Consider the following 12,929-nt stretch of genomic DNA (forward strand, 5'->3'; position numbering starts at 1 on the left):
GCGGACGACGTCGGCCGACAGCCCTGGGTCATCTTCTGCGTCGACGACGCGACGCGGGACGAGCTGACGGATGCCGCGGCGTCGCTCGATGCGGACGTCGACCCCGTCGCGCCCGGCCCGGGTGTCGTCTTCTGGAACCCTCCGAAGGGGCGCACGACCGATACTCCGTTCGCGAAGACGATCGCCCGGACGACCTACAGAGCGCGGACGACCAACCGCAACCTGCGGACGCTGCTGCGCATCCTCGCCTGAGGGTGCGGCCCGCGCGGGCTTAGAATCTACGGAGGCTTTCGGGCCGATCGACAGACACGGGAGTTACATGTCCGGGCATTCCAAGTGGGCGACGACCAAGCACAAGAAGGCGATCATCGATTCGCGTCGTGCCAAGTCCTTCGCCAAGCTCATCAAGAACATCGAGGTCGCGGCCAAGATCGGCGGCGCCGATCTCTCGGGCAACCCCACCCTGGTGGATGCCGTCCAGAAGGCCAAGAAGACCTCGGTGCCCAACGACAACATCGATCGCGCGATCAAGCGCGGCGCGGGGCTCACCGGTGAGTCCATCGACTACACGACGATCATGTATGAGGGCTACGGCCCCAACGGCGTGGCGCTGCTGATCGAGTGTCTGACCGACAACAAAAACCGCGCGGCCGCCGAGGTGCGCACGGCGATGACGCGCAACGGGGGCACGATGGCCGATCCCGGCAGCGTCGCCTACAACTTCCACCGCAAGGGCGTCATCGTCGTGTCGTCCGAGAACACCACCGAGGACGACCTGATGCTCGCCGTCCTCGACGCCGGAGCCGAGGAGATCGAGCCGCACGGCGAGGGGTTCGGGGTCATCACCGAGGCCACCGACCTCGTCAGTGTGCGCTCCGCTCTCCAGGAGGCGGGCATCGACTACGAATCCGCCGATGTCGAGTTCGTGCCGAGCCTCAAGGTCGAGATCGACGCCGAGACGGCGCGCAAGATCTTCCGGCTCATCGATGCCCTCGAAGACAGCGACGACGTGCAGAACGTCTTCAGCAACTTCGATCTGACACCCGAGGTCCAGGCGGAGCTCGCGCAGGATGACTGAGCGGGCGCGCCTGACCCGAGGCTGACCGTCGCGCGTCTAGCGTGGGGGAGTGGCCCGAACCTCTCTTCGTGTGCTCGGCATCGATCCGGGCCTGACCCGGTGCGGTGTCGGCATCGTGGATGTCGCGCCCGATCGCTCCGCCGTGCTCGTGCACGTCGGGGTCATCCGCTCCGCCGTCGATGCGAGCGCGGCCGAGAGGCTCGCGACGATCGCGAGGGGGATCCGCGAGGTGCTGGCCGATCATCGGCCGGACGTCGTCGCGGTCGAGCGGGTCTTCGCGCAGCACAACACCCGCACCGTGATGGGAACGGCGCAGGCGAGCGGGGTCGCCCTGCTGCTGGCTGCAGAGCACGGGCTGCCCGCCGAGACGCACACGCCCACCGAGGTGAAGGCCGCCATCACGGGGTACGGCGCGGCCGACAAGCGTCAGGTGCAGACGATGGTCGCCCGCGTGCTGCGCCTGGATGCACTCCCCAAACCCGCCGACGCCGCGGATGCCCTCGCCCTTGCGCTGTGTCACGCCTGGCGACGAGGAGCGGCCGTGGCGCCGGGCGCAGGCTCGGCGCTCACTCCCGCGCAGCGCGCGTGGGCGGATGCCGAGCGTCTGACACGTTCGGCCCGGGTGTGACGGCGTGTCGCTCGAACATAACTACGACATGTGATCTAGGCTCGAAAGCATGATCTCCACGTTGCGCGGCACGGTCGTCCACGTCGGGCCCGAGGGCGTCGTCGTCGAGGTCGGGGGGTTCGGTCTCAGCGTGGCCGTGCCGGGCGATGTCGTGCGCACGACGCACACCGGCGAGGCGATCGCGCTGCACACTCATCTGGTCGTCCGCGAAGACGCCCTCTCGCTGTTCGGGTTCGCCACGCGCGACGAGCTCGAGACGTTCGTGCTGCTTCTGCAGGTGACGGGCGTGGGTCCCAAGTCCGCGCTGGGCGTGCTCTCGCAGCTGAGCGTGGATCAGATCGCGGATGCTGTCGCCCACGATGACGACGCGCCCTTTCGCCGCGTGTCCGGCATCGGGCCCAAGACCGCCAAGCTGATCGTGCTGCAGCTCGCGGGCAAGATCGCGCCGGCGCTGCGTCCCGCGGCGCGGGGGGCGGAGGGCGGGGCATCCGACATCGGCGCACAGGTCGTGCAGGCGCTCATCGGACTGGGATGGCCGGAGCGGGTGGCGACCGATGCCGTGACCACGACGCTCGAGACGAGCGACGAAGCCGAGCGCGCCACCGTGCCCGCGCTGCTGCGGCTGACCCTGGCCGCGCTCGGGCCGGCCCGAGCGGGAGGCGCGCGTGGCTGAGGGTGAGGAGATCGCGCGCGGAATCGACCCGGACGCGTCCGAGTCCGATCTGGCCGTCGAGGGCGCCCTGCGTCCGACCTCGCTCGGCGACTTCGTCGGGCAGCCCAAGGTGCGCGGCCAGCTGCAGCTGCTGCTGGATGCCGCCCGCATCCAGCAGCGTCCTGCAGATCACATCCTCCTGGCCGGTCCGCCCGGGCTGGGCAAGACGACACTCGCGATGATCGTCGCGCACGAGAGCGGCCGACCGCTGCGGCTCTCGAGCGGTCCCGCGATCCAGCACGCGGGCGATCTTGCTGCGCTCCTGTCGAGCCTGACCCCCGGTGAGGTGCTCTTCATCGACGAGGTGCACCGGATGGCGCGCTCGGCCGAGGAGATGCTGTACCTCGCGATGGAGGACTTCCGCATCGACATCATGGTGGGCAAGGGCGCCGGGGCCACCAGCATCCCCCTCGATCTAGCGCCCTTCACCCTCGTCGGTGCGACGACACGGTCGGGTCTGCTGCCGAGTCCCCTGCGCGACCGGTTCGGGTTCACGGGTCATCTCGAGTTCTACGACTCGGCCGACCTCGAGCGCGTGATCGAGCGGTCGGCGACGATGCTCGGTGTCGACCTCGTGCCCGAGGCCCGGGTCGAGATCGCGCGTCGCTCTCGCGGCACACCGCGCATCGCGAACAGGCTGCTGCGTCGCGTCCGCGACTACGCGCTGGTCCACACGGGGTCGGCCGATCTCGCGGCGGTGCGCGCGGCGCTCGAGCTGTACGACGTCGACACCATCGGCCTCGACCGGCTTGACCGGGCCGTCCTCGATGCCCTCATCCATCGGTTCAAGGGCGGTCCGGTGGGTCTGGGCACCCTGGCGGTGGCGGTCGGCGAGGAGTCCGAGACGGTCGAGAGCGTCGTCGAGCCCTACCTCGTGCGTATCGGATTCCTCGGGCGCACCCCGCGAGGCCGTGTCGCGATGCCCGACGCGTATGCCCACCTCGGCGCGCCCCGCGTCCGGGACGCCCTCAGATTCGATGACCTATAATCGCTGAAGGCTTCCGGGCCTCCATCTTGCGTGCCGTTCGGTGCGCCCTCGAAAGGCACCCCCCGCATGGACATCCTGCTCATCGTCGTCCTCGTGGCCCTCCTGGGCTTCATGTTCTGGAACTCGCGCAAGCGCATGCAGAAGGCGAAGGCCGAGCAGGAGGAGAAGAGCCGTCAGACCCTTCCCGGTGCCGAGGTCCTGCTCCAGGGCGGGCTCTACGGCACGATCGTCGAGTACAACGGCGAGGACCTCGACCAGCCGGCCCTCGTCGAGATCGCCCCCGGCACCGTCATCAAGGTGCACAGCCAGGCCATCCTCCGCGTCGTGAACCCGCTCGAGGGCGTTGTGACGGAGGACGAGTTCATCGCGGCCGAGGCCAGCGAGGCCGAGTACGTCTCCGGTGTCGCCGACGGCGAGATCTCCTCGATCAGCGACGACCGCGTCTACCGGGCCGGCGAGGCCGAGGCCGACGCCGAGAAGAAGAACAAGCCCGAGGCCTGACCCGCGCCCCGCGCGGACGACGTAGAAAGCTGGCCCCGGTGGCGACATCCACTCCCGTCCGGCACGCGTGGCGTGCGCTGACGGCACTCCTCGTGCTGACCGCCGTCCTGTTCGGCATCAACGCCCTCGGCGTCTACGTCTTCAAGCAGAGCTCGTGGGTTCCCGAGCTCGCCCTCGATCTGCAGGGCGGCACGCAGATCATCCTCGAGGCTCAGGTCGAGGATGGCGCGGCGCCTTCGAGCGAGCAGATGAACCAGGCGGTCACGATCATCCGCCAGCGCGTCGACGCGTCGGGTGTCGGCGAGGCCGATGTCACGACCGAGGGTGGGCGCAACATCGTCGTGCAGATCCCCGGCCAGGCCGATGAGGAGACGCGCGAGCGCATCGAGGCCAGCGCCCAGCTGCAGTTGCGGCCGGTCCTGTTCACGGGCTCGCCCGCAACCGAGTTCGTGGGGGAGGACGGCAACGCCACGCCCTACCCCTCGCCCGACCCGACGCTCGCTGCGACCCCGACGGCAGAGCCCACGGGCCCGAGCGACCTGGCGTGGATCACCCCCGCGCTCGAAGCCCGCTTCCTCGCCTACGACTGCGCCGATCCCGACATCGATCCCTCGGGCGCTCCCGCCGACCGGCCGCTGATCACGTGCGACGTCGACAACACCGCCAAGTTCATCCTGGGTCCGGTCGAGATCGACGGCTCCTCGATCGACGACGCCACCTCGGGTCTCGACACGACGAGCAACCAGTGGACCGTCAACCTCGAGTTCGACTCCGAGGGCACCGAGATCTTCGGCGAGGTCAGCCAGCGGCTCTACGGCGCGACCGCTCCGCTGAATCAGTTCGCCTTCGTCCTCGACGGTGCCGTCATCTCGGCGCCGTCGATGAACGGGCTGATCCTCGACGGCCGGCCCAGCATCTCCGGATCGTTCACGCAGGAGAGCGCCCAGGTGCTCGCCGATCAGCTGAAGTACGGCGCGCTGCCGCTGAGCTTCGAGGTCGTGAGCTCCGACACGATCTCGGCCACCCTGGGCTCCCAGCAGCTGCAGATCGGCATGATCGCCGGACTCATCGGCCTCGCCCTGGTCGCCGTGTACTCCCTGATCGCCTACCGCTCGCTCGGGTTCGTGATCATCGCCTCGCTCGCGGTGATGGCTGTGCTCACGTACATCGCGCTGTGCATCCTGTCGTGGCGCATGGGCTTCCGGCTCTCTCTCGCCGGCGTCGCGGGACTCATCGTCACGATCGGCTTCACGGCCGACTCGTTCATCGTCTACTTCGAACGCATCCGCGACGAGCTGCGCGACGGAAAGTCGATCACCAGCGCCGTCGAGGACGGCTGGGCGCGAGCCAAGCGCACGATCTACATCTCCAAGTCGATCAACATCCTCGCGGCCGTGGTTCTGTACATCCTCGCCGATGCGACCGTGAAGGGCTTCGCGTTCACGCTCGGCCTCACGACCGTGCTCGACGTGCTGATCTTCATCATCTTCACCCACCCGGTGATGCAGCTGCTCGCCCGCACCCGCTTCTTCGGGCAGGGCCACCCGCTCTCCGGTCTCGACCCCGTCGCCCTGGGCGCGGTCTACCGCAATCGCGCGGAGTTCAAGGCCCCCGTCACGGCTGAGGGACGCGGCGCGAGCACCCGGGCCGCACGATCGCGGGGCGAGGCGGTCAAACGGCAGACGATCGCCGAACGCAAGCAGGCGGAGCTGGCCGCCGCGGGCCGCGGCACGAGCGGCCCCGAGGGGAAGGACGACTGATGGGTCCCATGAGCCGGTTCGGCAACGACCTCTACACGGGCAAGGCGTCGGTTCCCTTCGTCGGAAAGCGGCGGCTGTGGTTCATCATCGCCGCGCTGCTGATCATCGGGTCGGCGCTCGTTCTGCTGATCAAGCCCCCGCAGTTCTCGATCGAGTTCACTGGCGGATCGCAGTTCACCGTCACGGGCCTCGAGCAGCCCGACCAGCTCGTCGCGACCGATGCGGTCCGCTCGGTCGTCCCCGATGCAGCGACGCGCGTGACCACGGTCGGCGGCGACGCGGTGCGGGTGCAGACCGACCAGCTCAGCGCCGACGAGACCCAGTCGGTGAGCGAGGCCCTCGCGGCGGCCTACAGCGTGCCCGAGACCGAGGTGACGACATCCTTCATCGGCCCCAGCTGGGGCGAGGATGTCACACGTCAGTCGCTCTGGGGTCTCGGTATCTTCCTCGCCCTGGCCTTCTTGATCCTCGCGATCTACTTCCGCACGTGGAAGATGTCGGCGGCGGCGATCATCGGCCTCGTCGACGTGCTGGTCATCACGATCGGCATCTACGCCCTCGCGGGGTTCGAGATCTCGCCGGCGGCGGTGATCGGGTTCCTCACGATCCTGGGGTACTCGCTGTACGACACGACGGTCGTGTTCGACAAGATCCGCGAGAACACATCCGAGGACGGCATGAAGTCCGGACGCACGTTCGGTGAGTCCGTCAACCTCGCCGTCAACCAGACCCTGATCCGATCGATCAACACCTCCGTCGTGGCGGTGCTGCCGGTGGCCGCGATCCTGTTCATCGGTGCCTTCTGGCTCGGTGCCGACACGCTGAGCGACATCTCTCTCTCGATCACCGTCGGCATCATCGTCGCGGCCTACTCGACGCTGTTCGTCGCGGCTCCGCTGTACTCGCTGTTCCGCGAGAGCGAGCCCGACCTCCGCGAGCGCGACCAGCGACTCATGGAGGCCCGCGAGCGCGCGTCGGTGGAGGTCTGACCGCGTCGGAGCGACCCGCCCGCGGGCGTAGGATGGATGAATCCGTCGGGACTGCGTCAGCCCGCGATCCGCACGCGGGGGAGGTGTACCGATGACCGAGACGGTTCCGCCCGTCGCGCAGGCTTCGTCGCTGCGCCGACTCGTGCCCCGCATCTTCTCGCGCTCCACCCGGAGCGAGGGCGTCGAGCACCTCATCCGCACGGTGCGCACGAACCACCCCAAGAGCGATGTTGCCGTGATCGAGCGGGCCTTCGTCGTGGCCTCGAAGGCGCACGAGGGCCAGAAGCGTCAGAGCGGCGAGCCGTACATCACGCACCCCGTCGCCGTCGCCCAGATCCTCGCCGATCTGGGGCTCGGACCCAAGGCCATCGCCGCAGCCCTCCTGCACGACACCGTCGAAGATACCGCCTACGGGCTCGATCAGCTGTCGGCCGAGTTCGGTGACGAGGTCGCGATGCTCGTCGACGGCGTCACGAAACTCGACAAGGTCAAGTACGGCGATGCGGCCCAGGCCGAGACCGTCCGCAAGATGATCGTCGCGATGTCCAAAGACATCCGGGTGCTGGTCATCAAGCTCTCCGACAGACTGCACAATGCCCGCACGTGGGGATTCGTGCCGCCGGAGAAGGCCGCCAAGAAGGCGACCGAGACGCTGGAGATCTACGCGCCGCTGGCTCATCGGCTCGGCATCCAGACCATCAAGTCCGAGCTCGAGGATCTCTCCTTCGCCGTGCTGCACCCCAAGCTGTACGCCGAGATCGAGAGCCTCGTCAAACAGCGCACCCCGCAGCGGGAGCAGTACGTCGACAACGTGATCGGCTCGGTCGAGGAGGATCTGCGCGAGCTCCGCATCCGCGGTCGTGTCATGGGCCGGCCCAAGCAGCTGTACTCGGTGTACCAGAAGATGGTGGTGCGCGGCCGCGAGTTCGACGACATCTACGATCTGATCGGCATCCGCGTCCTGGTGGGCACGGTGCGCGACTGCTACGCGGTGCTCGGGGCGATCCATGCCCGGTGGACGCCGCTGCCCGGACGGTTCAAGGACTACATCGCCACCCCGAAGTTCAACCTCTATCAGTCCCTGCACACGACGGTGATCGGCCCCGGCGGCCGCACGGTCGAGATCCAGATCCGCACGCACGAGATGCACCAGCAGGCGGAGTTCGGTGTCGCCGCGCACTGGAAGTACAAGGAGCGGATGTCGGGCGCCAAGACCGAGAGCAAGTCCCTCGACACCGACATGGCGTGGCTCGCCCACATCTCGGACTGGCAGGCGGAAACGGCCGACCCGGGGGAGTTCCTCGACTCGCTGCGCTACGAGATCGGCGCCAAAGAAGTCTACGTCTTCACCCCCAAGGGCCGCGTGATCGGACTGCCCGCGGGCGCGACACCGGTCGATTTCGCCTACGCCGTGCACACGGAGGTCGGGCACCGCACGATGGGCGCCAAGGTCAACGGCCGGCTGGTGCCCCTCGACTCGCCCGTGTCTTCGGGTGATGTCGTCGAGGTCTTCACGTCGAAGAACCCCGACGCGGGACCGAGCCAGGACTGGCTGGGTTTCGTCAAGAGCACGCGGGCGCGCAACAAGATCCGCGCGTGGTTCACGAAGGAGCGCCGCGAGGAGGCCGTCGAGCAGGGCAAGGAGGCGATCGCCCGCGCCATGCGCCGGCAGAACCTCCCGCTCCAGCGCCTGATGAGCCAGGATTCGTTCGCGGATGTCGCCCGTCAGCTGCGGTACGAAGACGTATCGGCGCTATATGCGGCTGTCGGCGAAGGCCACGTCTCGACCCAGTCCGTCATCGAGAAGGTGACGGCACTCGTCGGTGCCAGCGGCGAGACATCCACAGGCCCGATCGATCTCCCGCACATCGGCCGCCAGCGCACGCCGCGCTCGAGCGACACCGGCGTGCTCGTGCGCGGGGCCCCCGACATCCTCGTCAAACTCGCCAAGTGCTGCACTCCGGTTCCGGGCGACGAGATCGTCGGCTTCGTGACCCGCGGCAGCGGAGTCTCGGTGCACCGCACCGACTGCCCGAACGTCGCGTCGCTGATGACCGATCCCGACCGCATCATCGAGGTGTCGTGGACGTCGACGCCCAAGGGCGTCTTCCTCGTGCAGATCCAGGTCGAGGCGCTCGACCGCTCGGGACTGCTGTCCGATGTCACGCGCGTTCTCAGCGAGCACCACGTCAACATCCTCTCCGCCTCGGTGTCGACGACCGATGACCGCCTGGCGCTGAGCAAGTTCGTCTTCGAGATGGGTGACATCGTCCACCTCGATCGTGTCCTCAACGCGGTGCGTCGCATCGACGCGGTGTACGACGTCTACCGTGTGACGTCCTCCTGAGCGGATGACGCGGCCCCGCCTGCGATCCGCGCGAGCAGCGCGTCACCCCGGCGGCATCCCGGCAGCCCGGGGTGGATGGCGAGGAAGTCCCGCCCCGCGGTCGCGGTGACCAGACCCGTCTCGATCAGCCCGCGTGCCGCGGCTGCCGCCCGTGACGGATCCGAGCCCTTGCCGGTCCGCCGCGCGATGTCGGTGAGGGTGCGCAGCGGCGTCGTCACCCGCACGTCGCCGAGGAGCGTGACGTCGTCCGCATCGATCGCCGTGTCGTGGAAGACGGCGCGACGGCTGACGAGGTTGCCGACCCGCCGGCCCGGAGCACGCACCAGCGAATGGCGCGCGGGAGGTTCGTGGAGAGCGCCGTAGACCCACGCCGCGCTCCAGATGCCCACAGCCAGTCTCTCGCTGCACAGAGGAGCGAGGGATGCCGCGCGCATGGCCGCGTTCTCGACCGCATCGGCGGGCATGTACCCCTCGCCGATCTCGACGAGGTCGCCATCCAGGCGTGCCGCCGACAGCTCGGCGGGCGAGAGTCGATCGTGCGCGAAGTACAGGAACGGCCAGACCATGGTCCCGATTGAAGCTCACGGCGGCGGACGCCGGATGACGGCATCCCGGATCTGTGGACAACCCGCGGACGGTCGAGTCAGCCGCTGACGACCTGCATCCAGGAGCGCCGCGTGGCCAACTCGGCCTCGAGCTTCGTCACCGCTTTGGTGTCGCCCTTCGCGCGGGCCGTCTCGATGTCGGCCTCGAGCGCGGCGATCGCATCGGCGAGCTGGCGTGCCATGTCGCCGGCGCGCGCCTTGGTCTCGGGGTTGTTGCGCTTCCAGTCGACGTCCTCGCGTGCGCGCAGAGCCTGTTCGATCTTGCGCAGCGAGTCATCGAGCGCGCGATCCTTCTCACGCGGCGCGACGCGGCCGATCTCGTCCCAACGGCGCTGGATACCGGTGAGCTGCGATCGCGCGGCGGTGAGATTCCGTTCGTCGGCGACCGCCTCGGCCTCGACGAGCAGGGCGTGCTTGGCCTCGATCTTGGGCGCGGACTCGGCGAGCTCGGTCGCGTCGCGCTCGGCGCGCGCGCCGTAGAGCGCGTCGCCGGCGGCCTTGAACCGATCCCAGAGCGCGTCGTCGACCTTCTTGCCCGCGCGTCCGACCGTCTTCCACTCATCGAGGAGCGCACGGTAGGCGGGGATGCCGTCCTCGCCCTTGGCGGAGAGTGCCTCGGCGCGTTCGACCAGCTTGGACTTGCGGTCGCGTGCGCCCTTGTGCGCCTCGTCGAGTTCGGCGAAGAACTCGCGACGATGTTTCTCGACACTCGCGCGCGCGTCGCGGAACCGCTTCCAGAGATCCTGCGCGTCGCGCTTGGGAAGGCGAGGCGCGCTCTGCTGGTGCGCCTGCCACTGGGCGAACAGGTCGTTCAGCTCCTGTGTCGCCTGCTTCCACTGCACCTGTCGCGGGTCGCGCGCGGCGAGCGCCTCGGCGCGCTCCACGAGCGCGGTGCGTTCGGCGACCGCCTCGGCCACCGCCTCCTTGGCGGCCGCGGCTTCGGTGGCGGATGCCTCGGCGAGGGTGGCTCCGAGCGCATCGATGCGAGCAACGAGGCCTGCGAGATCACCCACGGCGGACGCGCCCTCGACGTCGGAGCGCAGGTGGCGGGATGCCGAGGCCAGATCCGACGCGGAGGCGCCACCGCGGCGATGGCGCTGCTCGAGGAGAGTCACCTTGTCGGCGAGGTCGGCGTACTTGCGGGCGAAGTAGGCGAGAGCTTCGTCCGGCGAACCGTCGGGGAACTGCCCGACCTCGCGCCAGTCGTCGCCCTCGCGGACGAATACGGTGCCGTCGTCATCGACCCGGCCCCACGGCCGGTCTGATGCGTGAGCGGAGTCGGAGGACACGGTTCTCCTCGTGTGCGGTGCCGGGTGCGGAAACCACCCCAGCCTAGTACGTGGGGCGCACAGGACTCAGGGGGTCGTGCTGGGCGCGGGCGTCGCAGCCGGGGAAGCGGCCGGCGTCGGCAGGGGCGTCGACGTCGACGTCGCCGTCGGCGACGGGGTCGACGAGGGAGCGGGCGACGGTGCTCCCGGGCCGGCGGTGACGTATGCCACTTGGCCGCCGATGCTCGCGAGGATCACGACACCGCCGACGACGGCGGCGAGCACCGTGTCGCGTCGGCGTCGGGCGGCCTGTGACTCACGCAGCTCCTGTCGGGCACGGTAGAGTCGCGCGCGCTCGCGGGCCTCGCGGTCGCCGCGCGCTCTGTCACCCTTGCCGGTCGCCATTCGCGCATCCCTTCGTCCGCGCGCGGACGTCACCGCGTGCGGTGCCAGCATATTCGGCGTGCGGCGGCGGTTAGCCTGAGGGGGTGACCCCCTCCTCCGCGCTGTTCCAGGGCAGCACACCGCTCGCGGTGCGCATGCGGCCGACCTCGCTGGCCGAGGTCGCGGGACAGGGTCACCTGCTGCGCCCCGGGTCACCGCTGGTCAAGCTGGCGGACCCGGACGGCGCGGCAGGTGCCGTGTCGGTGATCCTGTGGGGCCCGCCCGGCACGGGCAAGACGACACTCGCCCAGGCGATCGCGCGCTCATCCGGCCGACGGTTCGTCGAGCTCTCGGCCGTCACGGCGGGGGTGAAGGACGTGCGCGAGGTGATGCAGGAGGCGCTCACGCAGAGGGACCTTTACGGCACCTCGACCATCCTCTTCCTCGATGAGGTCCACCGATTCACGAAGGCACAGCAGGACGCGCTGCTGCCGGGGGTCGAAAACGGCTGGGTCGTCCTGATCGCCGCGACGACGGAGAACCCCAGCTTCTCCGTCGTCTCGCCCCTGCTGTCCCGTTCGCTCCTGCTCACGCTGCAGCCGCTCGGAGACGACGACCTGGGTGCGCTGCTGGACCGGGCCGTGTCCGACCCGCGCGGCCTGCACGATGCCGTGCGCCTGGATCCCGCCGCGCGGGCCGCGCTCGTGCGCCTGTCCTCCGGCGACGCGCGCCGGGCGCTCACGGCGCTCGAGGCGGCGGCGGCATCGGTGCTCGGCGCGGAGGACGTCGAGGGAGAATCCGGACCGGCGCGCGGGGCCGTGCCGGATGACGCGGACGAGACGGGCACGGCTGCCATCGATGACGAGACGGATGCCGAACCGGCCGTCGTCGACGCCGACGATGTGGCACGGGCCGTCGACCGCGCGCTCCTGCGGTACGACCGGCAGGGCGATGAGCACTACGACGTCATCAGCGCCTTCATCAAATCGATCCGCGGGTCCGATGTCGACGCGGCCATCCACTACCTCGCGCGCATGATCGAGGCGGGGGAGGACCCCCGCTTCATCGCCCGTCGTCTGATCATCTCGGCGTCTGAGGACATCGGACTCGCCGACCCTCACGCGCTCACGATCGCGGTGGCCGCCGCCGATGCCGTTCAGCTGATCGGCATGCCCGAGGGTCGTATCCCGCTCGCCGAAGCGACGGCATATCTGGCCACGGCCGCGAAGTCCAATGCCGCCTACACGGCGATCGGCAAGGCGATCGCCGATGTGAAGAACGGCCGGATCGGGCGTGTGCCCCTCCATCTTCGCGACGCGCACTATGCCGGCGCGAAGCGCCTGGGTCACGGCAAGGGCTACCTGTACCCTCACGACAGCGACATCGGCGTCGTTCGTCAGCAGTACCTGCCCGACGAGCTGCGCGGCACGCGGTACTACGAGCCGACGACGCACGGCACCGAGCGCGACATCCACGCGCGCCTCGAGAAGCTGCGCAGAATACTCGGTCTGCTAGACTAGATCGGCTCGAATCCGAATTTCGAGCATCCCCCTCTCCGACACCACACTTCCGGTGCGCCCCGACGTGCGCCCGGCAGCAGGAGGCGGGAGATACGTCCGTGAGCCCGCGACCGACGCGGCCACGTCACTGAAAGGCAATTGTGTCCACC

12 protein-coding genes and 1 pseudogene are annotated in these 12,929 nt (G+C 69.2%); 10 read left to right on the top strand and 3 right to left on the bottom strand.

The window, feature by feature from the left end:
* From DI573_RS10240 to DI573_RS10280, 9 genes and pseudogenes are all read left to right on the top strand, one after another.
* A pseudogene (locus tag DI573_RS10240) lies at positions 1 to 252 on the top strand (DUF1697 domain-containing protein); the annotation flags it as partial.
* Between the two features lie 67 nt (positions 253 to 319).
* Positions 320 to 1,078 carry a YebC/PmpR family DNA-binding transcriptional regulator gene (locus DI573_RS10245; protein ID WP_292813630.1) on the top strand — a complete coding sequence of 253 codons (759 nt, stop codon included), beginning with the start codon at positions 320 to 322 and terminating at the stop codon, positions 1,076 to 1,078.
* Positions 1,079 to 1,127: 49 nt separating this feature from the next.
* Positions 1,128 to 1,706, top strand: coding sequence for a crossover junction endodeoxyribonuclease RuvC (gene ruvC, locus DI573_RS10250; RefSeq protein ID WP_292813633.1), 579 nt, complete (start codon positions 1,128 to 1,130; stop codon positions 1,704 to 1,706).
* 49 nt (positions 1,707 to 1,755) lie between these two features.
* Positions 1,756 to 2,379, top strand: coding sequence for a Holliday junction branch migration protein RuvA (gene ruvA, locus DI573_RS10255; protein ID WP_292813636.1), 624 nt, complete (start codon positions 1,756 to 1,758; stop codon positions 2,377 to 2,379).
* A complete protein-coding gene (gene ruvB, locus DI573_RS10260; RefSeq protein ID WP_292813639.1) occupies positions 2,372 to 3,406 on the top strand; it encodes a Holliday junction branch migration DNA helicase RuvB in 1,035 nt (344 codons plus the stop codon). The genes ruvA and ruvB overlap by 8 nt, the downstream gene beginning before the upstream one ends.
* A gap of 66 nt (positions 3,407 to 3,472) precedes the next feature.
* Positions 3,473 to 3,907, top strand: coding sequence for a preprotein translocase subunit YajC (locus DI573_RS10265; protein ID WP_292813641.1), 435 nt, complete (start codon positions 3,473 to 3,475; stop codon positions 3,905 to 3,907).
* A gap of 38 nt (positions 3,908 to 3,945) precedes the next feature.
* Positions 3,946 to 5,667, top strand: a complete 1,722-nt coding sequence (secD, locus tag DI573_RS10270) for a protein translocase subunit SecD (protein ID WP_292813644.1) — start codon at positions 3,946 to 3,948, stop codon at positions 5,665 to 5,667.
* A complete protein-coding gene (secF, locus tag DI573_RS10275) occupies positions 5,667 to 6,656 on the top strand; it encodes a protein translocase subunit SecF (protein ID WP_292813646.1) in 990 nt (329 codons plus the stop codon). Before secD ends, secF begins: the two co-directional genes overlap by 1 nt.
* 91 nt (positions 6,657 to 6,747) lie before the next feature.
* Positions 6,748 to 9,003 carry a bifunctional (p)ppGpp synthetase/guanosine-3',5'-bis(diphosphate) 3'-pyrophosphohydrolase gene (locus DI573_RS10280; protein WP_292813649.1) on the top strand — a complete coding sequence of 752 codons (2,256 nt, stop codon included), beginning with the start codon at positions 6,748 to 6,750 and terminating at the stop codon, positions 9,001 to 9,003.
* Here DI573_RS10280 and DI573_RS10285 read toward each other — a convergent pair.
* The 3 genes from DI573_RS10285 to DI573_RS10295 form a co-directional block, all read right to left on the bottom strand.
* Positions 8,982 to 9,569: a type IV toxin-antitoxin system AbiEi family antitoxin gene (locus tag DI573_RS10285; protein WP_292813652.1), complete on the bottom strand. Its 588-nt coding sequence runs from the start codon at positions 9,567 to 9,569 to the stop codon at positions 8,982 to 8,984. The genes DI573_RS10280 and DI573_RS10285 overlap by 22 nt on opposite strands.
* A 77-nt stretch (positions 9,570 to 9,646) precedes the next feature.
* The gene (locus DI573_RS10290; protein ID WP_292813654.1) at positions 9,647 to 10,897 is read right to left on the bottom strand and encodes a DUF349 domain-containing protein; all 1,251 of its coding nucleotides are present in this window, start codon (positions 10,895 to 10,897) and stop codon (positions 9,647 to 9,649) included.
* A 66-nt stretch (positions 10,898 to 10,963) separates the two neighbouring features.
* On the bottom strand, positions 10,964 to 11,281 hold the full coding sequence (locus DI573_RS10295) for a dioxygenase (RefSeq protein ID WP_292813657.1): 318 nt from the start codon (positions 11,279 to 11,281) through the stop codon (positions 10,964 to 10,966).
* An 83-nt stretch (positions 11,282 to 11,364) separates the two neighbouring features.
* Here DI573_RS10295 and DI573_RS10300 point away from each other — a divergent pair, with 83 nt between their 5' ends.
* Positions 11,365 to 12,780, top strand: coding sequence for a replication-associated recombination protein A (locus tag DI573_RS10300; protein WP_292813660.1), 1,416 nt, complete (start codon positions 11,365 to 11,367; stop codon positions 12,778 to 12,780).
* Positions 12,781 to 12,929 lie beyond the last annotated feature (149 nt).

Origin of the sequence: Microbacterium sp. (assembly GCF_003248605.1) — a bacterium.
Lineage (GTDB): Bacteria > Actinomycetota > Actinomycetes > Actinomycetales > Microbacteriaceae > Microbacterium.

Bases quoted from the DNA above. Each gene is read 5' to 3' on its own strand.
- DI573_RS10295 (WP_292813657.1), bottom strand. From the start codon at position 11,281: ATGGCGACCGGCAAGGGTGACAGAGCGCGCGGCGACCGCGAGGCCCGC.
- DI573_RS10280 (WP_292813649.1), top strand. From the start codon at position 6,748: ATGACCGAGACGGTTCCGCCCGTCGCGCAGGCTTCGTCGCTGCGCCGA.
- DI573_RS10285 (WP_292813652.1), bottom strand. From the start codon at position 9,569: ATGGTCTGGCCGTTCCTGTACTTCGCGCACGATCGACTCTCGCCCGCC.
- secF (WP_292813646.1), top strand. From the start codon at position 5,667: ATGGGTCCCATGAGCCGGTTCGGCAACGACCTCTACACGGGCAAGGCG.
- DI573_RS10265 (WP_292813641.1), top strand. From the start codon at position 3,473: ATGGACATCCTGCTCATCGTCGTCCTCGTGGCCCTCCTGGGCTTCATG.
- ruvA (WP_292813636.1), top strand. From the start codon at position 1,756: ATGATCTCCACGTTGCGCGGCACGGTCGTCCACGTCGGGCCCGAGGGC.
- DI573_RS10245 (WP_292813630.1), top strand. From the start codon at position 320: ATGTCCGGGCATTCCAAGTGGGCGACGACCAAGCACAAGAAGGCGATC.